General features: G+C 67.6%; 20 protein-coding genes. 9 read left to right on the top strand and 11 right to left on the bottom strand.

Going from position 1 to position 22,130, the window contains the following annotated elements:
- The first annotated feature begins 22 nt into the window (after nt 1-22).
- Genes FBY28_RS14865 through FBY28_RS14855 form a run of 3 tightly spaced genes read left to right on the top strand, consistent with a single transcriptional unit; the run spans nt 23 to nt 3,708 of the window.
- Nucleotides 23-838, top strand: coding sequence for a 1-acyl-sn-glycerol-3-phosphate acyltransferase (locus FBY28_RS14865; protein WP_216847709.1), 816 nt, complete (start codon nt 23-25; stop codon nt 836-838).
- On the top strand, nt 838-2,496 hold the full coding sequence (gene fadD12 / locus FBY28_RS14860) for an acyl-CoA ligase FadD12 (RefSeq protein ID WP_141867974.1): 1,659 nt from the start codon (nt 838-840) through the stop codon (nt 2,494-2,496). Before FBY28_RS14865 ends, fadD12 begins: the two co-directional genes overlap by 1 nt.
- Before the next feature lie 9 nt (nt 2,497-2,505).
- A complete protein-coding gene (locus tag FBY28_RS14855) occupies nt 2,506-3,708 on the top strand; it encodes an alpha/beta hydrolase (RefSeq protein ID WP_141867972.1) in 1,203 nt (400 codons plus the stop codon).
- Nucleotides 3,709-3,728: 20 nt separating this feature from the next.
- Here the strand turns inward: FBY28_RS14855 and FBY28_RS26065 are convergent, their stop codons facing one another.
- From FBY28_RS26065 to FBY28_RS14840, 3 genes are read right to left on the bottom strand one after another with little or no spacing between them, the layout of a single operon-like run.
- A complete protein-coding gene (locus tag FBY28_RS26065; RefSeq protein WP_216847708.1) occupies nt 3,729-4,577 on the bottom strand; it encodes a hypothetical protein in 849 nt (282 codons plus the stop codon).
- 53 nt (nt 4,578-4,630) lie between these two features.
- Nucleotides 4,631-6,034 (bottom strand): WS/DGAT/MGAT family O-acyltransferase, encoded by a 1,404-nt coding sequence (locus FBY28_RS14845; protein ID WP_141867971.1) that lies wholly within the window; start codon nt 6,032-6,034, stop codon nt 4,631-4,633.
- A gap of 28 nt (nt 6,035-6,062) precedes the next feature.
- The gene (locus tag FBY28_RS14840; RefSeq protein WP_286178081.1) at nt 6,063-7,223 is read right to left on the bottom strand and encodes an alpha/beta hydrolase; all 1,161 of its coding nucleotides are present in this window, start codon (nt 7,221-7,223) and stop codon (nt 6,063-6,065) included.
- Nucleotides 7,224-7,411: 188 nt separating this feature from the next.
- On the opposite strand from FBY28_RS14840, the gene FBY28_RS14835 reads away from it, so the two are divergent.
- Both FBY28_RS14835 and FBY28_RS14830 read left to right on the top strand, forming a co-directional pair.
- A complete protein-coding gene (locus tag FBY28_RS14835; protein ID WP_141867969.1) occupies nt 7,412-9,580 on the top strand; it encodes an acyl-CoA dehydrogenase family protein in 2,169 nt (722 codons plus the stop codon).
- 36 nt (nt 9,581-9,616) lie between these two features.
- Nucleotides 9,617-10,585: an alpha/beta hydrolase gene (locus tag FBY28_RS14830; RefSeq protein WP_141867967.1), complete on the top strand. Its 969-nt coding sequence runs from the start codon at nt 9,617-9,619 to the stop codon at nt 10,583-10,585.
- Here FBY28_RS14830 and FBY28_RS14825 read toward each other — a convergent pair.
- Nucleotides 10,561-10,947 (bottom strand): heme-binding protein, encoded by a 387-nt coding sequence (locus FBY28_RS14825; RefSeq protein ID WP_141867966.1) that lies wholly within the window; start codon nt 10,945-10,947, stop codon nt 10,561-10,563. The two genes, FBY28_RS14830 and FBY28_RS14825, sit on opposite strands and share 25 nt — an antisense overlap.
- A gap of 344 nt (nt 10,948-11,291) precedes the next feature.
- Between FBY28_RS14825 and FBY28_RS25780 the strand changes: the two genes are divergently transcribed.
- Complete coding sequence (locus tag FBY28_RS25780) at nt 11,292-11,432, top strand: hypothetical protein (RefSeq protein ID WP_160145493.1); 141 nt, start codon at nt 11,292-11,294, stop codon at nt 11,430-11,432.
- Nucleotides 11,433-11,453: 21 nt separating this feature from the next.
- Here FBY28_RS25780 and FBY28_RS14820 read toward each other — a convergent pair whose 3' ends face one another.
- The 3 genes from FBY28_RS14820 to FBY28_RS14810 are packed head-to-tail and all read right to left on the bottom strand — an operon-like array spanning nt 11,454 to nt 13,867.
- On the bottom strand, nt 11,454-11,819 hold the full coding sequence (locus tag FBY28_RS14820) for an ArsR/SmtB family transcription factor (RefSeq protein ID WP_141867964.1): 366 nt from the start codon (nt 11,817-11,819) through the stop codon (nt 11,454-11,456).
- Nucleotides 11,752-13,005 (bottom strand): MFS transporter, encoded by a 1,254-nt coding sequence (locus tag FBY28_RS14815; RefSeq protein WP_286178078.1) that lies wholly within the window; start codon nt 13,003-13,005, stop codon nt 11,752-11,754. Before FBY28_RS14815 ends, FBY28_RS14820 begins: the two co-directional genes overlap by 68 nt.
- A 43-nt stretch (nt 13,006-13,048) precedes the next feature.
- Nucleotides 13,049-13,867, bottom strand: a complete 819-nt coding sequence (locus FBY28_RS14810) for a helix-turn-helix domain-containing protein (RefSeq protein ID WP_141867960.1) — start codon at nt 13,865-13,867, stop codon at nt 13,049-13,051.
- A gap of 86 nt (nt 13,868-13,953) precedes the next feature.
- Between FBY28_RS14810 and FBY28_RS14805 the strand changes: the two genes are divergently transcribed.
- Nucleotides 13,954-14,664 carry an SDR family oxidoreductase gene (locus FBY28_RS14805; RefSeq protein ID WP_141867958.1) on the top strand — a complete coding sequence of 237 codons (711 nt, stop codon included), beginning with the start codon at nt 13,954-13,956 and terminating at the stop codon, nt 14,662-14,664.
- A 3-nt stretch (nt 14,665-14,667) separates the two neighbouring features.
- Here the strand turns inward: FBY28_RS14805 and fadD4 are convergent, their stop codons facing one another.
- On the bottom strand, nt 14,668-16,185 hold the full coding sequence (gene fadD4 / locus FBY28_RS14800) for a fatty-acid--CoA ligase FadD4 (protein WP_141867956.1): 1,518 nt from the start codon (nt 16,183-16,185) through the stop codon (nt 14,668-14,670).
- A gap of 136 nt (nt 16,186-16,321) precedes the next feature.
- Between fadD4 and FBY28_RS14795 the strand changes: the two genes are divergently transcribed.
- Both FBY28_RS14795 and FBY28_RS14790 read left to right on the top strand, forming a co-directional pair.
- Complete coding sequence (locus tag FBY28_RS14795) at nt 16,322-17,647, top strand: DUF2867 domain-containing protein (RefSeq protein WP_141867954.1); 1,326 nt, start codon at nt 16,322-16,324, stop codon at nt 17,645-17,647.
- The gene (locus tag FBY28_RS14790; RefSeq protein ID WP_141867952.1) at nt 17,644-18,081 is read left to right on the top strand and encodes an SRPBCC family protein; all 438 of its coding nucleotides are present in this window, start codon (nt 17,644-17,646) and stop codon (nt 18,079-18,081) included. The genes FBY28_RS14795 and FBY28_RS14790 overlap by 4 nt, the downstream gene beginning before the upstream one ends.
- 15 nt (nt 18,082-18,096) lie before the next feature.
- Here FBY28_RS14790 and FBY28_RS14785 read toward each other — a convergent pair whose 3' ends face one another.
- From FBY28_RS14785 to FBY28_RS14775, 3 genes are all read right to left on the bottom strand, one after another.
- Nucleotides 18,097-19,926, bottom strand: a complete 1,830-nt coding sequence (locus tag FBY28_RS14785) for a phosphoenolpyruvate carboxykinase (GTP) (RefSeq protein WP_141867950.1) — start codon at nt 19,924-19,926, stop codon at nt 18,097-18,099.
- Nucleotides 19,927-20,070: 144 nt separating this feature from the next.
- Nucleotides 20,071-21,393, bottom strand: coding sequence for a hypothetical protein (locus tag FBY28_RS14780; protein WP_141867948.1), 1,323 nt, complete (start codon nt 21,391-21,393; stop codon nt 20,071-20,073).
- Nucleotides 21,390-22,106 (bottom strand): hypothetical protein, encoded by a 717-nt coding sequence (locus FBY28_RS14775; protein WP_216847705.1) that lies wholly within the window; start codon nt 22,104-22,106, stop codon nt 21,390-21,392. The genes FBY28_RS14780 and FBY28_RS14775 overlap by 4 nt, the downstream gene beginning before the upstream one ends.
- Nucleotides 22,107-22,130: the final 24 nt, after the last annotated feature.

The raw sequence follows: 22,130 nt of genomic DNA, 5'->3' as shown, positions 1-22,130 counted from the left end.
TTCTATTTCGACCGCCGGAGGCATGGCCATGGGCTCGACCGATATCGAACCGACCGAGATCACCAAGTTCGACCCCGGACTCACCGAGCGGGTGATGGGGCTGTTGCGGCCGTTCCTGAAGGCCTATCACCGCTCCGAGGTCCGCGGACTGGAGCACTTCCCCGAGGGGGGTGCGCTGGTGGTGTGTAACCACTCCGGCGGGCTGTTCCCGATGGACGTACCGATCTTCGCGGCCGACTTCTACGAGCGCCACGGGTACGGCAGGCCGGTCTACACGCTGAGCCACGCCATGCTGATGATCGGCCCCACCGGCGACTTCTTCAAGAAGACCGGTTTCATCCTGGCCAGCCACGAGAACGCCGACGAGGCGCTGCGCTCGGGTGGTGTGGTGGTGGTCTTCCCCGGCGGTGACTTCGATGTCTACCGCCCCACCCTGGAGGCCAACAAGATCGACTTCGACGGCCGCCAGGGCTACGTCCGCGCCGCCATCAACGCCGGGGTGCCGATCGTGCCGATGGTCGGCATCGGTGGGCAGGAGACCCAGCTCTACCTCTCGCGGGGCACCTGGCTGGCCAAACGGCTCGGACCGATCGCCCGACTGGCGCGTACCAAGATCGTCCCGGTGTCCTTCGGGTTCCCGTTCGGCCTGTCCGCGGTGGTTCCGTTGAACGTCCCGTTGCCCGCCAAGATCACGATGCAGGTGTTGCCGCCGGTCCGCATCGAGGAACAGTTCGGGGAGAACCCCGATATCGACGAGGTCGACGCCCACGTGCGCCATGTCATGCAGGGCGCTCTGGACGAGTTGGCCGCCGAGCGACGGCTTCCGGTGATCGGCTGATGGGCCTGCAGGACGTCCCCGGGCGCCTCGCCCGCCCTGTCGTCGACCGGGTCACCGCGACGGTCGGTCTGGTCGACACCATGGTCCGGGCCGGTGTCATCGCTCCCCTGCGCCCCGACAAGTACCTGCGTATCGCGGCGGCCATGGCACGCGAGAACATGGGAATCACATCGGGTTTCGCGAGCGCGGCGCAACGCTGCGGCGACCGGGTCGGATTGATCGACGAGCTCGGCGCGCTGACCTGGCGCGAGATCGACCAGCGTGCCGATGCGCTGGCGGCGGGGCTGCAGGACCTGCCGTCGGGCGAGCCACAGGTGATCGGCATCATGGCGCGCAATCACCGGGGCTTCGTCGAATCCTTGATCGCGGCCAACCGACTCGGCGCCGACGTGCTGTTGCTCAACACCGCATTCGCCGGCCCCGCTCTGGCCGAGGTCTGGCAACGCGAGACCGCGGGCCGGCCCAGTGCGGTCATCTACGACGAGGAGTTCAGCTCGACGGTCGAACGGGCGCTGGAAGATTCCCCGCAGACCACGCGGGTGGTCGCCTGGACCGACAGTGCGACGGCTTTGTTCACCGTCGAGAAGTTGATCACCGAGTACGCAGGTCGGGAGCCGCAGCGCGCCAAGGAGAAGTCCAAGGTCATCCTGTTGACCTCGGGAACCACCGGAACCCCTAAGGGGGCAAGGCATTCCGGCGGTGGCCCGGAGGTGCTCAAGGCGATCCTGGACCGCACGCCGTGGCGGGCCGAGGAGCCCGTGGTCGTGGTCGCTCCGATGTTCCACGCCTGGGGTTTCTCCCAGCTGGCCTTCGCCGCATCGATGGCGTGCACGATCATCACCAGGCGAAAGTTCGATCCGGAGGCAACCCTGGCGCTCGTCGACACCCACCGCGCCACCGGCCTGTGCGTGGTACCGGTGATGTTCGACCGGATCGTGGAACTGCCCGACGAGGTCCGCAACCGCTACAGCGGACGCACCCTGCGGTTCGCGGCCGCGTCCGGATCCCGGATGCGGCCCGATGTGGTCATCAAATTCATGGACCAGTTCGGTGACGTGATCTACAACAACTACAACGCCACCGAAGCAGGCATGATCGCCACGGCGACCCCGGCCGATCTGCGCGCGGCACCGGACACCGCCGGAAAACCGGCCGAGGGCACCGAGATTCGCATTCTGGATCCCGATCTGCACCCGCTGCCGGCCGGCGAAGTGGGAACGATCTACGTCCGAAACTCCACTCAGTTCGACGGTTACACCAACGGTAAGAACAAAGACTTCCACGATGGTTTCATGAACTCCGGGGACGTCGGTTATCTGGATGCGGCCGGCCGGCTGTTCGTCGTCGGCCGAGATGACGAGATGATCGTTTCCGGCGGGGAGAATGTCTATCCCATCGAGGTGGAGAAGACGCTGGTCACCCACGACGATGTCGCCGAGGCCGCTGTGTTGGGGGTCGATGACGAACAGTTCGGTCAGCGCCTGTCGGCATTCGTGGTGCTACAGGGCACGGTCACCGTCGACGCGCTCAAGGCGCATGTGCGGGAGAACCTGGCCAATTACAAGGTCCCTCGCGACATCACGATCCTCGACGAGCTGCCGCGCAACAGCACCGGAAAGATCGACCGTCGCGCTTTGCAAGACCGCCTCGGTGGGTAATAGAACCGCATGACCGTGCGTAAACCCCGTCCTGCGTTGGCCGCGCTGGCCGAGTTGGTCAATGCCGCCAATGCGGTACGCCCACTCGGGCGTAAGGGCTACAGCACCTTGCCGACATTCGCCTTCGGCTGGCCGACGTCGGAGAACGCGCCGCTGTTCCTGACCGGCTCACTGCTCGATGTGCTGCGACGAACATTGCTCGGCCACTATCGAACCCGCAACGGCCGTGTCTCGCTGGTGCTCAAGGCACTCACCTGGGGTCTGCTCGTCGTGGTGCAACGCCGCGAGGACACCTCCAAGAAGTACTTCGAAGACCCGCTTCGCGCGGCGCTGGGTCCGGACTATCCGGAGGCCGAGGAACCCGAACGCAAACCCCGCGGGGTCTTCGGCACCGGATGGACGCGCCGCCGCTACGTGCACGAGACAGCGCGGTACGGCCCCCACGGTCCCAACCTCGCCGATGTCTGGATGCGTCCGGACCTGCCACGCGACGGCAAAGCGCCGGTGCTGCTGCAGGTTCCGGGTGGGGCATGGATGATCGGGATGCGCAGGCCGCAGGCCTACCCGATGCTCAGCAGGCTCGCCGAACACGGCTGGATCTGTGTGTCCATCGGCTACCGGATCAGCCCGAAGCACACCTGGCCGGATCACATCGTCGACGTCAAGCGTGCCATCGCCTGGGTCAGGGAGAACATCGCCGAGTACGGCGGTGATCCCGAATCGGTGTACATCACCGGCGGCTCGGCAGGCGGACACCTGACCGCACTGGCGGCGCTGACACCCAACGATCCGAAATGGCAGCCCGGGTTCGAGCATGTCGACACGTCGGTGGCGGCCGCGGTTCCGATCTACGGACGTTACGATTGGTTCACCGACACGGGTTCCGGCCGAGCCGAATTCGTGGCGATCCTGCAGAAGTTCATCGTCAAACTACCGTTCACCACGAACCGGCAGGTGTACCTCGACGCCTCCCCGATCAGTCTGGTGCACGCGGACGCGCCGCCGTTCTTCGTGCTGCACGGCGCAGACGATTCGGTCATCCCGGTGCAGGAGGGCCGCGATTTCGTCGCCGCGCTGCGGGCAGTGTCGAAGTCCCCGGTCATCTACGCCGAGATCCCGCACGCCCAGCACGCTTTCGACTTCTTCGGATCGGCACACGGCCACAACACCGCCGCGGCGGTTGAGCGCTTCCTGAACTGGTTGCGCGGCTGAGATTCTCGGCGATCAACCGCTCAGCACAACGGTGTGTTACCGCAGACACCGGCGGGCAGCGGCGGTAGCTGCGGGGCTGGCAATGCCGGAGGCGGCGGCAGCCGCGGGGCGGGCAGCGCCGGTGGCGGCGGCAGCCTGGGCGGCGGCGGCAGCTGCGGTGGCGGGGGAAGCGCAGGCCCGCGCGGCGCGGGCGGGAGCGGCGGCACCCCGTCATCACCGGGCGGTATCGGCGCCGGCGGCGCGCCGGGGTCCGGTGGTGGCTCGGCAGGTGGGGACATCGCGGACGACGGCGCAGGCAAGGTGGCAGGCATGGCCCACACCGCGATCGGGGCCGGCGGCATCCCGAAGCCCGCCGCGGCGGCGGTCAATTGCAGCTGTGTCGGTCGCATTCCGGGTTTGAGGAGGAAGAACACCCAGCCGTTGGCGTCGGCGCGCACCCGAGACGCCAACGGCACGGTCTTGCTCTCCAGCGGGCGCGATGTCGCGACCTGCTCCCCGCCACTGAGGTGCAGGCGGAATCCGCCGTCGGCGCCGGTCGCGTCGATCGGGGTCGTGACGCCGGTGAACGACACATCGATACCGAGCTCGACCTCTTCCCCTGCGGTCCGGACCACCGTCAGATTGTCCGCGCGCGGTGTGATCGTGGCACCCTTGGCGATCAGTGGCTGACCGAGCGCGGCCGTGCCGGGCAGGATCGACACCGCGCCGGAGCCTTCCGTTGCGCTCGGCAGGCCCACCGCACCATCCGACGGCTTCGCCGGCCTCGTCGAGGGCCCGTACGAGCAACCTGCCAGGACCACCGACACGCCCAGCAGCGCCAGGGCAATCCGAGCAAGGGCCATCCGCGCCGGTCCCCTCAGCCATCGCATGTGGTCATTGTGACCCATCACCGGGGTGTCAGCAGTATCGCGAAGAACCGACCTCACGAGTCGACGGTGATCTCTCCGGAGAGACCGGCCGCGATCCGGATGTCCCGCAGCTCCTGCACCATCGCATCGGTGACCTCGTGTGGGTCCCGGACGGTCGCGGTATCGGACAGCACCGAGATGTTGAGCTGGTCCACATAGCTCCACACCGTGATGTTCAGGCCGCTGGCCGCGGTGAGCGGACCCACCGAATAGATCTCCGAGACCGTCGCGCCACCGACTCGCCCGAGCTGGCGGGGGCCCGGGACGTTCGAGATGTTCAGATTCAGGATCTTGTTCTGGCCGTCGACGTTGGACAACCGGCGAAACAGTGCCTCCACCCCGGCCGGGGGCATGTAGGAAGCCCAGCGGGCCACCAACTCCGGGCCGATCAACTGATTGCTCTCCTTGGCCAGCGAGGCCGTCTCGCTGGCGCGACGCACCCGGTCCAGCGGGTTATCGAGGTCCACGGGGAGCGCCATCAGCACCCCGGTGAACCGGTTACCGGAGATGCGGTCCGGGGAGAAGTCGAAGCTCATCGGCACCGACGCGAGCAAGGGGTGGTCGGCCTTACCGTCGTACTGCAGTTGCAGTTTGCGCAATGCTCCCGATGCCAACGCCAGGACCATGTCATTGATGGTGGCGCCCAGATGTTTTCCGGTCGACTTGACGTCGGCAAGGGACAGGCTGGCAGTGGCGAACCGGCGCTCGGGGGTCAGCACATGGTTCATGAAGCTCGGCGGCGGGGTGAACGGGCGGGTGAGTTCCGGGCCGAGTTTGCGGCTGCTGCGCCGAACGCGACCGATGCCCTCGGCGGTGTACTTCACCAGACCCGGCACCCGGGCGATATGGCGCATATGGTCCAGGAACGCCGTTCTGACGAGTTCGCCCGTCGACGGCGCCGGATCGGTGGCGTAGGAGTCGCGGTCGCGCTGCGGTCCGTCCTGCAGATCCATTCCACGGGCCAACAGGTTGGCCGATGCCACGCCGTCGGCCAGCGCGTGATGGATCTTGCCGACCACCGCTATCCGGTCGTCGGCAAGACCCTCGACGAAGTACATCTCCCAGAGTGGGCGGGAGCGGTCGAGCGGGGTGCTGGCGATCTCGCCGATCGCCTCGTCGAGTTCGCGGCGCCCGCCCGGCGCGGCGACCCGCCACGGTCGGATGTGGTACTCCAGGTCGACATCGCAGTTCTCCCGCCACATGGGGTGATGGAACTTGAACGGGATGTCCACCAGCTGGTATCGGAACGGTTCCAGCTTGTAGAGCCTGCCGTGCAACACATTCCGGAAATCTTCGACGCCGAATGTGCGGTCGCCGAGTCCGTGCAGGTCGATGACGGCGACTTTCAAGGTGTGCATGTGCACGTTGGGCGCTTCCGAATACAGCAGGAACGCATCCCAACCGCTGAGCCTCTTCACGGCTAAATCCCTCCCTGGGTGGAGGAGTCTATATAACCGCCTTGGCCTGACGTGCCGTCGAGTTTCGGTGGATCTGATCGAGGAACAGTCCGATGGCCTTGGCCATCGCGCCGGTACGGGCCCCGTCGGTCATGTCGAAACCGTGTCCGGCTCCGGGGAACTCGACGTAACTGACCGGCGCATCGGAGGTCGCCTTCAACCGGTCGACGAAGCTGCGTGCCTGCTCCACCGGGATCACGGTGTCCGCGGAACCATGGATCACCAAGAACGGCGGCGCGTCGCGGTGCACCCGGGCGATCGGCGAGGCGGCGCGGAAGAGATCAGGGTGCCGCGAGATCTTCCGACCGACGACGACGCGCTCGAGGAAGTCCACGAAGCGGTCACGCTCCTCGGTGGAACGGTCCTCCCAGTCGTAGCGCCCGTAGATTCCGACGACAGCGTCGACCGAGGTGTCGGCCTCGTCGTCCAGTTCGGACTGCATGGCCGGGTCGTTGGGAGTGAGCCCGGCCAGTGCAGCCAGATGGCCGCCTGCCGAACAACCGGCCAGCGCGACGAAATTGCGGTCCCCACCGAACTTGTCGACATTGGCCCGCGCCCACGCGATCGCGGCCTTGACATCGGTCAGGTGGCGCGGCCAACGGTGATGCGGCGCCACCCGGTAGTCGATGGACAGGCACACCCAGCCCTGTTGGGCCAGATGGGACATCATCGCGTAGCCCTGCAGGACTCGGCTGCCGTGCACCCAGGCACCGCCGGGAATGAACAGCAGCACCGGGGCGGGCTCGCGTGGGAGTTCTGCGGGACGCCACACGTCGAGTAGCTGCAGCGGGTGGTCGCCGTAGCGCACCGAGGTGCGGAAGACATCGCGCCGATAGGCCATGGTGTTCCACAAGGGCGGCGCGGATTCCGGAGCGGGCCACTGGCCGGCGAGGTCCGCCGGGTTGACGACACCGCGAAGCCCTTCCTTGGCCACGTCGACCGTCTGTTCGCGCTCGGCCCTGCGGACGGGGGCGTTGCCGGGACTGAACCACGACTTGGCCGAGGCCGCCAACAGCTCGGGGAACTGCCGAAAGCCCCACACACCCATTGCGGCCAGGCCCCCGAGGGGTTCGAGCTGCTTGCCGACGATGGGCAACGAGGCCGATGCGACCGAGAGCGCGAGCATGCGGTCGGCGTGGTTGGCGTTCATCAACCACCGGGCGCGGCGCATAAGAGAAGGTCCGGGGCTTTTTTCCGCCGGTTGAGCCGTCATGGCGCGAGCGTACCCGCGAAGGGTCGGTCTTAAGCAGACATTTCGGGGGATCTGTCTACCTGTGCCATTAATGTGACCTGTATCACTCTCGTGTGCCTCAGCTGCACCGGTAACTTCACAGAGTCATGAGCACGTCGGCGCTGGCCATCACCGAAGAACACCACGATCTGGCGGCCGCGGCCATCGGTCAGCTGCGCAGGGTCGACAGCCGTGCAAGTGCACGCGTCGCGCTCGCCGATCCCGGGAGCTTTCCCGCAGAACTGTGGCGGGCCGGCGCCGAACTCGGCTGGAACGGTTTGGCCGTCGCCGAGGAGTTCGGCGGTTCCGGCTACGGGCTCGCCGAGTTGGCGGTGGTCGTCGAGGTCGCCGGCGGGGAGCTCATGCCGGGCCCGTTCCTGCCCACCGTCGCCGCGGCGACCGTGATCGACCGCTGCGCGCCGGACTCGGTCCGCGCGCGCCTGCTTCCCGGGCTGGCCGATGGGAGCACCGTCGCGGCACTCGGCTTGAACATCCGGGTCAACATGCAGACCGACATGACCGCCACCGCCGAGTGGCCCGCGGTCCTGGGCGCCCCGGATGCCGATGTGCTGGTGCTCTCCGCCGGTGAGGACCTGCTGGTGGTGGACGCACGTGCCGACGGAGTCACGGTCACGCCGCTGCCGACCCTGGACCCGACCCGCTCCATCGGCGCGGTGGCCATGCGTGGCGCGAGCATCCCCGCCGACCATGTGTTACGCGGGGCGTCCCGGCGCGCCCGCACGGTGCTGCGGATCCTGGCCGCCGCCGAGGCCGTCGGAGTCAGCTGGGCGACCCTGCGCATGGCGGTGGAATACGCGAAGGTGCGCGAGCAGTTCGGGCGGACCATCGGCACGTTCCAGGCCGTCAAACATCACGCCGCCGACATGCTCGTCGCCGCCGAGCAGACCACCGCCGCCACCTGGACCGCCGCCCGGTGCGATGATCTCGACGAGGCCGCGCTGCCCGCCGCCGTCGCGGCGGTCCATGCCATCCACACCCAGGTTTTCAATGCGCACAACAATATTCAGATCCACGGCGGCATCGGGTTCACCTGGGAACACGATGCGCACCTGTACCTGCGGCGCGCCAGGACGATGTCGGCACTGCTTGCCGACGGCAACGATCCGCTGGCCGAACTCGTCGACGCGACACGTACCGGCCTGACCGACGCGGTGTCGGTGCCCGTTCCCGCGGCCGCCGAACAGCATCGCGCCGCGGCAGCCCAGGCTGCCGCGCATGTTCGCTCGCTACCCGAGGACCAGCGGCGCCCGTTCCTCGTCGATTCGGGATACCTAGTGCCGCACTGGCCACGGCCCTGGGGCCGAGCCGCCGATGTGCTCGAACAGCTGGTGATCGAGCAGGAATTCCGCGATATCGATCTGCCGGACCTGGGGATCACCGGCTGGGTGACGCTGACCATCGCCCAGGCCGGTACCGATGACCAACGCACCCGCTGGGTCGGGCCGGTGCTCCGCGGGGACGTGCTGTGGTGTCAACTCTTCTCCGAACCCGGCGCGGGTTCGGATGCCGCTGCGGTGCGCACCTCGGCCAAGAAGGTCGACGGAGGGTGGCGGGTCACCGGGCAGAAGGTGTGGACAAGCCTTGCCCAGCACTGCCAGTGGGGACTTGCGACGGTGCGGACCGACCCTGACGCAGCCAAACACGCCGGGGTGACCATGATGGCGATCGATATGGGATCCCCGGGCGTGCAGGTCAACCCGCTGCGCGGTCTCACCGGCGACTCTCACTTCAACGAGGTGTTCCTCGATGATGTGTTCGTACCGGACACCGATGTGGTGGGCGAGGTCAACAAGGGCTGGCTGGTCGCCCGCGCCACCTTGGGCAACGAGCGGGTCTCGATCGGCGGGGGCTCGGGCGCTCCGACCGGATTCACCATCTCCGACCTTGTCGCCCTTCTCGACAGCGTTCCCACCGAGACCGCCGTGTGCCACCTGCACGACGCCGGGAAGATCATCGCCGAAACCTTGACCCTGCCGATGCTCAACATGCGGCGGGTCAGCCGCGCCATCGCCGGCGCCGAGCCTGGGCCGGAAGGCAATGTCACCAAACTGTTGGTGGCCGAGCAGTCCCAGCGGCTCACCGAACTGGGCATGGCACTGGCCGGGGTGTCGGCCGTGACCGGCGGCAACGAACGGTTGACCAACGCCTACCTGGGAAATCGCGCAATGACCATCGCCGGCGGCACCTCCGAGATCACCCGCAATACCATTGCCGAGCGGATTCTGGGCCTGCCGCGAGATCCATTGCTCAAGTGACCCTTGCCGATCCGGCGGGTCGACCATACTGCTGAGGTGACCACCCCCGGGACCACCTTCCACCCCGAACTCGCCCGTATCGCCCGGTTCATTCCGCGCAAACTCGTCACCAAGGCGAATCTTGTTCTGCTGCAGCGAATGAGCATGCTGATGGAACGCCGGGTGCCGGACGGTGTGCTGCCACTGACGCTGAGCTCAGGGGTTCGGGTGCGGCTGTATCGACCGCGACAGTCGACCGCGCCCAGCCCTGCGCTGTTGTGGATCCACGGCGGCGGCTACGTGATCGGCAGTGCCGCCCAGGACGACGCCTCCTGCCGCAGATTCGCCGACGCCCTCGGCGCCACGGTCGCGTCGGTGGACTATCGGCTGGCGCCACAGCACCCCTACCCGGCCGGGCTCGAGGACTGCTACACCGCGCTGACCTGGCTGGCCGGTCTGCCCGGCGTCGATGCCGGGCGCATCGCGATTGGGGGCGCAAGCGCCGGTGGCGGGATGGCTGCCGCGCTGGCCCTGCTGGCCAGGGACCGCGGTGAGGTGCACCCTGCCGGACAACTGCTGGTGTACCCGATGCTGGACGACCGATCGGTCGGTGCGCACCTCGATGCTCCCGGCCATCGGTTGTGGACCCACGAGAGCAATCGGTTCGGGTGGTCGGCCTATCTCGGCACCGCCGATCCCGAGGTGGCCGTGCCGGCACGACGAGAAGACCTCAGCGGCCTGCCGCCGGCCTGGATCGGGGTGGGCACGCTCGACCTGTTCCACGACGAGGATCTCGCCTATGCGAGACGCCTGCGCGCCGCGGACGTCGCGTGCGAGGTCCGCACCGTCGACGGAGCCTTCCACGGATTCGACGGTGTCGCACCCAAAACCGCTGTCGCCCAAGATTTCTATCGACGCCAGCGGGACTGGTTACAGAGTGTCTTCACGAACTCGCCGCCCGCACGGACGGACCGTACGGGCGGCGATTTCGGTGCTGTCGATCAGCCGGCCATGAACTCCGAGTAGGCCGACGCCAGGTCGGCCGGGAGCACCGAGACGTTGCACTGGCGCTGGGTATCGCCGATCGGCGCCAAGATGCCGCGGAGCTCGTAGTACTCCTGCGAGTTGGCGGTGAAATAGGCGCGGATGTTCGCCGCGGCGACATCGCGCGGTTGGGTGCGCGCAGCCTGGACCACCTGGTTGGCACCGGGATGGCTGTTCAGATAGGCACTTGCCGCACCCGTGACCGAACTGACGGTGCCGGCCACCGCGTCGGGATTGCAGTTCGGTGCCGCCGATGCCGTCGGTGCCGCGATGAGTGCCGCGGCGGCGGCACCCAGCAACGCACCCGTGGATGTCCGCCGAATGATCGTGATGGTGTTCTTCATGATGTGTTGTGTCCTTCGAGAATCGGACTTTCGCGCGCATGACCCTAGACGCGCCGGATGTCTTCCCAGACCCGAAAACCACGGTACGCGTGCCCTGTTGGTCACCCAGGCCGGTGCTCACACCGAACTACCCCGTGAGCGCCGGCGTTACACCCACCGCACGTGATGTGCCTCGCAGTCCGGCTCGATCCATTCAGGATCGCGGTCTGTTTCTTAACCAGCGCGGCAAACCCTTAACTGATCGTGATCTGCACTGTGACCGAATTGTTACCCGCCGTCCGGGTACCCGCGGCCCGTTTCACGCGATCGCGCATCGGGTAGCCGGGCCCGAGAGGAGGGACATGATGCCGACTGGCAAGGGCGTATACGTCGATGATGAGAACGGGCCGGAGGACGAGTCCTCCAAGAACCAGGCGGCCGAGCGGGCCGAGCGGGGGGACCCGACCCCCGATGTTCCCGACCAACCGGTCGAACCGCCGGACTGATCGAAGAGCGCCGATGGTGGCTCAGGCGTGCGGCGGCTCTCCGGTCACCTGGTGATCGGCATGGTTGAGACCCTCGCGCACCAGCCGGCCCAGGTGGCCGTCGCGTAATCGGTAATAGACGCGGCGGCCATCCTTGCGGGTGTCGACCAGTCGGGCGAACCGCAGCTTGGCCAGGTGTTGGCTGATCGAGGTGCGCGACCCACCGGTGGCCTCGGCCAGCGCGCTGACATCGGCCTCGCCCTGGGTCAACATCCAGAGCAGGTGCAGCCGGGTCGGGTCGGCCAGCATTCGGAAGGTGTCGCTGGCGGCGTCGAGACGATCACGGTCCGGGGCGCCCTCGTGAACCAGACTGGGTGCGTCGATCGGAATTCTGGGGATCGTGTCCATCGCCGAGCTGCCCCCTCCCACAGACGATGATGCGGACCGCCGATGCGGCCGCGCCTGTTGCGAGAATAGCCAGCATGGTGGCGGCCAGTCCGTGACCCACGCCGGCACCCACCCAGCCGGCGATCGGATACGTCAGCAGGAACCCCCCGTGCGAGAGTGAGAACTGCGCGGTGAAGACCGCGGGGCGGTCCGGCCCGGTACGCGCCAGCAGACGACCGGCCGGGGTGGTGACCATGGCGGTGCACGCTCCCAACGTCGCCCACAGCACCATGAGCACCGGCGGCCCGGGAATCGTCACGCTCAGCACCACGGCGGTCACGACCAGACCGGCGGCAGCGCCCACCGCGCCCATCACCATCAGGGTGCGGTCCGCCATGACGGTCAGCAGGCGGGGCGTCGAAAGGGCGACTGCCATGGACCCCGCGCCGTAGACGGCCAGGGTCACCGCGACGTCGGCGTCACCGCCGCCCTGCAGCCCGCGAACGTAGACGACGGTGTTCACCAGGACCAGTGCGGTGGCCGCGGCGACCGCGAGGTTCATCGCGAGCAACGCGCGTAGTTCGTTGCGGGAAAACATGATCCGAGCACCGGCAAAGATCCGGTCACGCAGGCGTCCATGCTCGGCGCGATGCGCCACAGCCGGCACCGCCGTGCGTCCGACCAGCAGCGCGGACGCCAGGAATCCCCCGGCGGTGGCGACGAACAGTCCGGAGTAGGACAGCACCGTCACCAACGCGGCCGCCAGCAACGGACTGAGCATCGCCTCCAGGTCATAGGCGAGCCGGGACAGCGACAGCCCGCGGGTGTATTCGCGTTCATCGACGAGGACCGCCGGGATGACCGCCTGGAATGCGGGGGTGAAGGTCGCCGACGCGGCCTGCAGGACGAACACCAGCAGGAATATCTGCCAAGTGTGGGCGACCAACGGTAGCGACAGCGCGATCGCGGCGCGCACCGCATCGGCGCCGACCAGCACGGTCCGCGGATGCAGGCGGACGGTGAGTGCCGACATCACCGGGGCCACAACGACATAGGCCACCATCTTGATGGCGAGTGCGGTCCCGAGCACGGCTCCGGCGGCGCCACCGGCGAGGTCGTAGGCGAGCAGGCCGAGCGCGACGGTCAGCAGCCCGGTCCCGATCAGTGCGATGACCTGGGCGGTGTACAGCCGGATGAAGACGGACACCCACACAGTATGCATTACATGTGCGCACGTGCGCACATATAGTTCAGATTGTGCGGCTCGCCGCGAGACTGCCGAGCATCTTGACCGCATCCGCACTCGGCGAACCGGGCTCGGCCTGGTACACGACCAACTCCTGACCGGGCGCCGAACGCACCGCGAACGTCTGCAGTCCGAGCGTCACGGTCCCCACCTCCGGATGCCGAAAAGTCTTGCTGTCCTGAGTTTTTCCCCGCACATCATGACGGTCCCACAGGGCGGCGAATTCCACGCTGGTCGCCAGCAGCTCGGTGAGCACCGCGACGACGCGCGGATCGTTGGGCTGCTCGCCGTGGTTGCGACGGAAACCGGCCACCGAATTCGCCGCGATCCGCGGCCAGTCCGCATAGAACTGCCTGGCCCGTACCTCGGTGAACACCAGCGTCATCAGGTTGCCGTGCGCTCCGAAGTCGCCGAACAACGCCTCGGCGATCGGATTGGCAGCCAACACGTCGTAGGCCCGGTTGTAGACCAGCGCCGGATTGTCCGGCCAGGCGGCCATCAGTTGCAGCAGCGCGGGATCCACCCGATCGGGCGTCGCGGGGGCCGGCACCGGTGCCGCGTGGCCCACCAATCGGAACAGGTGTACGCGCCCGTCCGCCTCGAGGTGCAGCACGGTAGCCAGCGCCTCCAGCACCTGCGCCGACGGTGATCGTTCCCGGCCCTGTTCGAGGCGGATGTAGTAGTCGACGCTCACCCCGGCCAGCTGGGCAACCTCTTCGCGCCGCAGCCCCGGCACCCGCCGTTGCCCCACGCTGACAAGTCCGACATCGGCGGGCCCGAGCAGCGCCCGTCGGCTGCGCAGATAATCCCCGAGCTCCGACATACGGCCAGCGTAAGCGTGTCCGATCGCGGGTGCCTGGGTGTCACGCACCCTGGCACCGGTCACTGGGAGACACCGATGCTGGACGCATGACCGATAAGAAGATCGTCCTCGTCACCGGAGCCACCAGCGGGATCGGCGAAGCCATCGCCCGTCGGCTCGCCACCCGGGGCCACCAGGTGGTGGCGGGCGCCCGCCGCACCGACCGGCTGGCGGCGCTGGCCACCGACAACCTGGCTGTCCGCAGGCTCGATGTCACCGACCGCGCGGACTTCACCGGATTCGTCGACTCGGTGGTCGCCGAGTACGGGCGAGTGGACGTGCTGGTCAACAACGCCGGTGTGATGCCACTGTCCCGGATGGACGCGTTGCTGGTCGACCAGTGGGACACGATGATCGACGTCAACATCCGCGGTGTTCTCCACGGCATCGCGGCCGCCCTCCCGCACTTCCAGCGCTCGGGCAGCGGGCATTTCGTCACGGTTGCCTCCGTCGGCGCGCACGAGGTCGTCCCGACGGCGGCGGTGTACTGCGCCACCAAGCATGCGGCATGGGCGATCACCGAGGGCCTGCGGCTGGAGATGGATCCGTCGATCCGCGTCACCACCATCTCCCCCGGTGTCGTCGAATCCGAACTCGCCGACACCATCACGGATCCGACCGCGGCCGATGCAATGCGCAGCTACCGTGCAGCGGCGATCGCGCCGGACGCGATCGCCCGGGCGGTGGGCTACGCCATCGATGAACCCGCCGAGGTCGACGTCAACGAGATGGTGGTCAGGCCCGCCCGGCAGCGCTGAGGGTCACGAGTACCTCTCGATGAGCTCTTGCTTGTACAGCTTGCCGGTGTCGGTGCGGGGCAGCTGCGCCTCGAAGGAGATCGAGCGCGGACACTTGTAGTGCGACAGCTGATCTCGCAACCAGGCCAACAGCTCGTCGGCGAATTCGGGAGTGGCATCGGCCGGGTCGACTGTCTGCACCACGCCCTTGACGGACTGGCCCATCTCGTCATCGGGGATGCCGAACACTGCAGCGTCCATCACCTTCGGGTGGGTGACGAGTATATTCTCGGCTTCCTGCGGATAGATGTTCACCCCGCCGGAGATGATCATGTGATGGCGCCGGTCGGTGAGGTAGAGATAGCCGTCGGAGTCGACATAGCCGATGTCGCCCACCGTCTTCCAGCCGTGCGAATCCCGCGACGACGCGGTCTTCTCGGCATCGTTGAGATACTCGAAGTCCTGCCCGCCCTCGAAAAAGATCTCACCGGGCTCGCCGGGGGGCAGCTCGTTGCCGTTCTCGTCGAGGATGTGGACGATGCCGGTCATCGCCTTGCCCACCGAACCCGGGTGCGCCAGCCACTCCTCGGCGCTGATCAGCGTGGCACCGATCGCCTCGGACGAGGCGTAGTACTCGTCGACGATCGGGCCCCACCAGTCGATCATCTGCTTCTTGATCTCGACCGGGCACGGGGCGGCAGCGTGCATCACCCGCTGCAGACTCGACACGTCATAGGAGTTGCGCACCTGCTCGGGCAGCTTGAGGAACCGGGTGAACATCACCGGGACGAACTGACCGTGCGTCACGCCGTACTTCTCGATCGCCGCGAGCGCGCCCTCGGCATCGAACTTCTCGAGCACCACGGTGGTGATACCGCCGGCAAGAGCCTGCATGGACCACACCGACGGCGCCGTGTGATAAAGCGGCGCCGGGCTGAGGTACACCGCATCGGGGTTCATCCAGAAGGAGACCAGGGCGGCCATCATGCCGGGGGTCTCCGAGGGCGGCAGATGCGGTAGCGCCCGCTTGATGCCCTTGGGCCGGCCGGTGGTACCCGAGGAGTACTGCAGCAGGTCACCATCCCACTCGTCGGCGATGGGGGTGGTAGGTAGATCGGCAACCGCCTCCGGGTACTTCGCCCAACCCTCCAGCTCACCGGTGGTCAGCAGCACGGGAGGCAGGCCGCCGGGCAGGTGCTCGGCGAGTTCCTCCAGCACCGGGGTCAGGGCGGCCGACCCGACGATCGCCTTGGCCGCGCTGTTGTCGACGATATAGGCCGCTTCGGCCGAGGTCAGGTGGGTGTTGATGGGCACGTAGTACAGGCCGGAACGCCGGGCCGCCCACATGACCACATGCATGTGCTCGTTGTTCTCGATCAGGATGGCCACCGCGTCGCCCTCGACAAGACCGTGCTCGCGGAAGTAATGCGCCAGCTGGTTGGCCCGCGCTTCCATCTCTCCGAACGTCACCACCGTGCCGGACGGGTGGATGATGACGGCGGGCTTATCGGGGCTGGCTGTGGCCGTGTCACGGATCTGCATGAGGCGACTTTACGATGCCGCCCCGGCCCTCCGACCATGTAGTCGGCAAAAACTTGACATCCGTCAAGTTTTCCGTGGTAGCGGGCCTACCGGGCCGGAAGGCTTGAAGACCCATCTGAGGGGGCATCTTCTCCGAATGAGCAATGTGGGTGCACTTCGGGTTCTCGTCACGGGAGCCACCGGCTACATCGGCGGACGTCTGGTGCCCAGACTTCTCGATGCAGGCCATCACGTGCGGGTGCTGGTGCGTGACCCCGCCAAGATCCGTACGGTGCCCTGGGCCGATGACGTCGAGATCGCTCGCGGAGACCTCACCGATGCCGCGAGCCTGCGGGAGCCGTTCCGGGATGTCGACGTCGTCTACTACCTCGTGCACTCGATGAACAGTGACGGCGATTTCGAGGAGGCCGAACGGCGCAGCGCCGAGAATGTTGCCGCCGCCGCGCGCGAGGCCGCCGTCGGGCGCATCGTGTACCTCGGCGGTCTGCACGAACACTCCGATCGACTGTCGACGCACCTGCGCTCACGAACCCAGGTGGGTCAGATCCTGATCGAATCCGGTGTACCCACGATGGTGCTGCAGGCAGGGGTGGTCATCGGGGCGGGGTCGGCGTCGTTCGAGATGATCCGGCACCTGACCAACCGACTACCGGTCATGACCACGCCGCGCTGGGTCAACAACCATATCCAGCCCATCGCCGTGGGCGATGTCCTGCACTACCTGACGGCCGCGGCCACCGCGGCGACCCCAGAGAGCCGCACCTACGATATCGGCGGGCCCGATGTGCTGCGCTACGGCGAGATGATGCAGATCTATGCCGAGGTGGCCGGGTTGACGCGGCGTCGCATCCTCGTATTGCCGGTTCTCACACCGAAACTCGCCGGACTGTGGATCGGGTTGGTGACTCCGGTACCGCTGAGCATCGGCCGGGCTCTCATCGAGTCGCTCAGCACCGACGCCGTCGCCTACGAGCACGATATCGACGCCATCATCGCTGCGCCCAGCGGTGGGCTCACGCCCTATCGCGATGCCGTGGCGCTGGCGCTGCGCAATGCCGAGAGCACCGAGGCCGGCTGGGATGGCACCGCCGCCGACCCACTACCCACCGATCCGGCGTGGACGGGCGAGATCGTCTACACCGAGAGTCACGACGCTGATGTCCGGGCCGATCCGGAACGAGTGTGGGAAGCCTTGGCGCACTGGGCATCCAAGCACGGGCACTGGACCGTCGAGAACAAGCAGGAACCCGCACTGCTGGAGCTGCACGGTCCCGGCCGAGCACGGCTGCAGTGGCGCATCGAGCCGGCGGCACCGGGACGAACCCGTCTCCATCAGCACGTCAGCTATATCCCCAAAGGCCTTCCCGGACAACTCTATTGGCTCGGATTGAAGCCCGTGCACCGAATCGGTCTGCGGCGGGCGATGCAGACCGTCGTTCGGCGATCCGAGAGCCGACGATGATCGAGGTGCAGCGTGAGGTGATCACCTCGGCCGATCCACAATCTGCGTTCGACTACCTCGCGGACTTCACCACCACAGAGCAGTGGGATGCCGGTTCCGTCCGCACGGTGCGGGTCCGGGGCAACGGCGATATCGGAACGCACTATGCCAACAGCGCAAAACTCGCCGGACGCACCAGGGACGTCGACTACGAGGTCATCGCGCTGACGCCGGGCTCGTCGATCGAGTTGCGCGGCAACACCTCCGCGCTGATGGCGCACGACATCATCACGGTGGAACCGCATCCGAGCGGGTCCGCGGTGACCTACCGCGTCGAGTTCACCTTTCGCGGCTGGCTGCGTTACGCCGAACCGCTCCTGCGTCGCACGATGTCCAACCGTGCCGACCACAGCGCAGCAGGCCTGCGCCGGGAACTGGCCCGGCTGCAGGCCTGAACGCCGTGCCCGAGGTCAGTCGGACTCGGCCAGTCTGGTCTTGAGAGCGTCGAATTCGTCCTTGATGCCGGTGGGCAGTTTCTCACCGACGAAGGAGAACCACTCCTCGATCAGAGGCAGCTCGGCACGCCATTCCTCGGCGTTGACGGCCAGCGCCTCGTCCACATCGGCCGGATCCACGTCCAGACCCGACAGGTCCAGATCGGCGGCGGTCGGCACGATCCCGATCGGGGTGCTCTTGCCGTCGGCCTTGTGCTCGATGCGCTCGATGGCCCACTTCAGCACGCGGCTGTTCTCACCGAATCCGGGCCACAGGAAGCGGCCGTCCTCGCCACGGCGGAACCAGTTGACGAAGAACACCTTCGGCAGCTTGGACTCGTCGGCCTGCTTGCCGATGTTGATCCAGTGCTGGAAGTAGTCGCCGACGTTGTAGCCCAGGAACGGCAGCATGGCCATCGGGTCGCGGCGCACGGTGCCGACCTTGCCCTCGGCGGCGGCGGTCTGCTCGGAGCCCAGCGTGGCGCCGATGAACACGCCGTGCTGCCAGTCGCGGGCCTCGGTGATCAGTGGGACGGTGGTCTTGCGGCGTCCACCGAACAGGATCGCCGAGATCGGCACGCCCTGCGGGTCGTCCCACTCCGGAGCCAGCGTGGGGCACTGCGAAATCGGGGTGCAGTACCGCGAGTTCGGGTGTGCGGCCTTGGTTTCGGTCTCGCGCAGGACCCAGTCCTGGCCCTTCCAGTCGATCAGGTGATCGGGCTCGCCTTCCAGACCCTCCCACCAGACGTCACCGTCATCGGTCTTGGCGACGTTGGTGAACACGGTGTTGCCTGCGGCGATGGTCTTCATGGCGTTGGGGTTGGAATCCCAGTTGGTTCCGGGTGCGACACCGAAGAAGCCGAATTCCGGGTTCACGGCGTAGAGCTGGCCGTCCTTACCGAACCGCATCCAGGCGATATCGTCGCCGACGGTCTCGGCTCGCCAGCCCGGAATGGTCGGCTGCAGCATCGCGAGGTTGGTCTTCCCACACGCCGACGGGAAGGCGGCGGCGATGAAGTACGACTTGTTCTCCGGGGAGATCAGCTTGACGATCAGCATGTGCTCGGCGAGCCAGCCCTCGTCATGCGCCATCGCCGAGGCGATGCGCAACGAGTAGCACTTCTTGCCGAGCAGGGCGTTACCGCCGTAGCCGGAGCCGTAGCTCCAGATCTCGCGGGTCTCGGGGAAGTGGGTGATGTACTTGGTGTCGTTGCACGGCCAGGGCACATCTTTCTGGCCCTCTTCCAGCGGTGCGCCGATCGAATGCAGCGCCTTGACGAAGAAACCGTCCTCGCCGATCTTGTCCAGCGCGGCCTTACCCATCCGCGTCATGGTCCGCATCGAGACGACGACGTACTCCGAATCGGTGATCTCGACACCCAACTTGGGGTCCTCGGCGTCCAGCGGACCCATGCAGAACGGGACCACCCAGAGCGTGCGTCCCCGCATCGAGCCGCGGTACAGCTCGGTCATGAGGCCGCGCATCTCGGCCGGTTCCATCCAGTTGTTGGTCGGGCCTGCGTCGATTTCACGCTCGGAGCAGATGAAGGTGCGGGATTCGACGCGGGCGACGTCTGAGGGGTCCGACAGCGCCAGGTAGGAGTTCGGCTGCTTCTCCTGGTTGAGCTTCTGGAAGGTGCCGGCCGCGACGAGCTGCTCGGCGAGCCGCTCGTACTCTTCCTGCGAGCCGTCGGCCCAGGCCACCCGGTCGGGTTGGGTCAGTTCGGCGACCTCACGAACCCAGGCCAACAGCCCCTGATGCGTCGTCGGTGCATTGTCGAGACCGGGAATGGTCGCTGAGGTCATCAAAGTCTCCTGCGTTGTTTCCGTGCATGTGCCGTTAACCGGCAGGTCACGATCGTCCCTGAAATAGAGGTTAACGCGGGTGACTTTGGTCCGTGGAATCGGGACGATGTCCGATCACTCACAGGAACGATTCAGATGTTGCTGCTACTCGGCGGTAACCGAATCCAGTTGGGCGCGGACCGCGCGCAGGGACCCGCGCAGGGCGGATAACCGCCGTTCAGCGGGTCCGGCCGCGGTTGCAATGGCGATCGCCCGCTCCCGCAGCCGTGCGTCGATGACGGCAAGCGTGGTGTGGGTCCGCGCGGCCACCCTTTCGCGCTCGGCTGCGGATTCCGCAGCCAACGCCGACTCGGCGGACAACAATCGGGACGCGACCGCCGCCTGGAGGTCGGCACGCAGGGTGCTGGTAACGGTGGCTGTCCAGCGGTCCCATCGGGCGCGGCTGTGCAGCAGCCCGCGCACGCGGACCACCCAGGCCGCCAACAGCAGACCGACCGCGGCACCGCCACCCGCCGCGACGGCGGCCGCCTCGGGAGCGAGCCCGGCCAGCAGTCGGGCCGCCGCGAGGGCAACCCCCAGCCCGAACCCCGCCCCGAGCACGATCATCAGACGCGCCTCCAGGTCCTGCCCGGACGGCTCGGGTGCGCCGGGATCGGTCGCCACCCGTGACGTCTCGGCAGGTGGAGCCGACAACCCCAGATCGCCCGCGATCTCTCGCACCCGGGCGGTGACGGCCGCATCGACCTCGGCGGCCACCCGGTCGGCGTGCTCGACGGCGACCGCCCCGAGGTCGACACCGCGGCGCCACCGGGCAGCCTCCTCGGCGAGTGCGGCCCGCAGGTCCACGCACCGGCGGTGGACCTGCTGGTTGAGGTCGATACGGGCTCGCTGCAGTCGGGTGCGCAGGTCACGGGCCTGTGTCGCGCTCAGGTTCCGGGCTGTGCGCAGGGCGTCCGCACGCCGGCGGTGCAATGCGATGGCCACACCGTCGGGGGCGCAGAGCGCATCGATCTGGTCGCACAGCGCGCTTTCATCGGCGCGCATCCGGTTCCGCTGCGCCAGCGTGGGGCTGTCGAGTCCGCTCGTCAGCAGGTCCATCAGCTCCGCGAGCACCGGATCGCCCGCGCGCGGCGCGGCGGCCACACCGACCCACGGCATCGACCGGTATCGCGTGGCATGACCCTGCACGGCCGTCCGGGCACCGGTGACGACCGTCTGCCAATCCGCGTGGGCGTCGATCTTGGTGACGACACCGACCACCAGGTCGGTGCGGTGGGCCGCATCGTCGAGGACCCTCAGATCGGAATCGACCACCGGGGCGGCGGCGGAGACCGCGAACACGACGGCGTCCGGCTCGTCGGCGTGCTCGACGAAGCGGTGCCCGGGCAGTGCGGTGCGCAGTGCCGACACGAGAGTGGACACCCCGGCGAACGGCGGCCCGGTCACCATCACGACGGGTGCGTTCACGGTGGCGTATCGCGTCCGGCCACCAGCCGCAGCTGCCCGCGGGAAAGGTCGGCGCCGCAATCTCGATGCAGCGGACTGACCGGGCCTCGGCTGTAGTGCAGCCAGCGCACCGCCGAGCGCAGCGGTGCCGCCGGGGACGGCCGCAGACCGGCCGCGCGGACCACCTCCTCGGCCGCCGCCGCGGCGGCGAGCACCGTCGTGTCCGCTGCGAGCAGTTCGGCAAGCGCGGGATCGGTGGCGGCGAGCGCATGCAACCTGGTCAACGCGGTGCGCAGCCTTCGATAGCGCAGCGGTGCCGAGAGTTCGGCCATCGCATCCAGGATCGGTGTCGGTTCGCCGCCGGCCAACGCACACATCGGGACGGTGCGCACACCGGTCTGCGCGGTGATCGCCGCGGCCCGCGCCGCGGGGTCGGCGAGTGCGTCGGCCTTGTTGAGCACGATCAGGCGCGGCCGGTCGGTGCCGAGATGGTCGCAACGGTCCTCGGGTTTGACGGTCTCGGCGATCACCAGCGCCACCACGTCGGCGACAGCATCGTCGGGCACACAGTCCAGTCCCTGATCCCGCAACACAGCCGTGACCGACCGACACCCGACACCCGGGCGACCCGTCACCCGAACCCGTACCGGGCGCCCCAGCGCGGCGATGATCGGACCCAGTCGAGGCCGGGAGCCGCCCTCGGCGAGCGCGGTCAACTCGGCGATCAAACCCACCCGTTCATCGTGGCACCGGTGGCG

This window comes from Arthrobacter sp. SLBN-53 (genome assembly GCF_006715585.1).
Taxonomy (GTDB): Bacteria; Actinomycetota; Actinomycetes; order Mycobacteriales; family Mycobacteriaceae; genus Mycobacterium; species Mycobacterium neoaurum_A.
This window is presented reverse-complemented; position numbering and strand designations above follow the sequence as displayed.

Coding starts and splice junctions, on each gene's coding strand:
- FBY28_RS14865 (WP_216847709.1), top strand. CDS start 23: ATGGCCATGGGCTCGACCGATATCGAACCGACCGAGATCACCAAGTTC.
- fadD12 (WP_141867974.1), top strand. CDS start 838: ATGGGCCTGCAGGACGTCCCCGGGCGCCTCGCCCGCCCTGTCGTCGAC.
- FBY28_RS14855 (WP_141867972.1), top strand. CDS start 2,506: ATGACCGTGCGTAAACCCCGTCCTGCGTTGGCCGCGCTGGCCGAGTTG.
- FBY28_RS26065 (WP_216847708.1), bottom strand. CDS start 4,577: ATGCGATGGCTGAGGGGACCGGCGCGGATGGCCCTTGCTCGGATTGCC.
- FBY28_RS14840 (WP_286178081.1), bottom strand. CDS start 7,223: ATGAACGCCAACCACGCCGACCGCATGCTCGCGCTCTCGGTCGCATCG.
- FBY28_RS14835 (WP_141867969.1), top strand. CDS start 7,412: ATGAGCACGTCGGCGCTGGCCATCACCGAAGAACACCACGATCTGGCG.
- FBY28_RS14825 (WP_141867966.1), bottom strand. CDS start 10,947: ATGAAGAACACCATCACGATCATTCGGCGGACATCCACGGGTGCGTTG.
- FBY28_RS25780 (WP_160145493.1), top strand. CDS start 11,292: ATGCCGACTGGCAAGGGCGTATACGTCGATGATGAGAACGGGCCGGAG.
- FBY28_RS14820 (WP_141867964.1), bottom strand. CDS start 11,819: ATGGACACGATCCCCAGAATTCCGATCGACGCACCCAGTCTGGTTCAC.
- FBY28_RS14810 (WP_141867960.1), bottom strand. CDS start 13,867: ATGTCGGAGCTCGGGGATTATCTGCGCAGCCGACGGGCGCTGCTCGGG.
- FBY28_RS14805 (WP_141867958.1), top strand. CDS start 13,954: ATGACCGATAAGAAGATCGTCCTCGTCACCGGAGCCACCAGCGGGATC.
- fadD4 (WP_141867956.1), bottom strand. CDS start 16,185: ATGCAGATCCGTGACACGGCCACAGCCAGCCCCGATAAGCCCGCCGTC.
- FBY28_RS14795 (WP_141867954.1), top strand. CDS start 16,322: ATGAGCAATGTGGGTGCACTTCGGGTTCTCGTCACGGGAGCCACCGGC.
- FBY28_RS14790 (WP_141867952.1), top strand. CDS start 17,644: ATGATCGAGGTGCAGCGTGAGGTGATCACCTCGGCCGATCCACAATCT.
- FBY28_RS14785 (WP_141867950.1), bottom strand. CDS start 19,926: ATGACCTCAGCGACCATTCCCGGTCTCGACAATGCACCGACGACGCAT.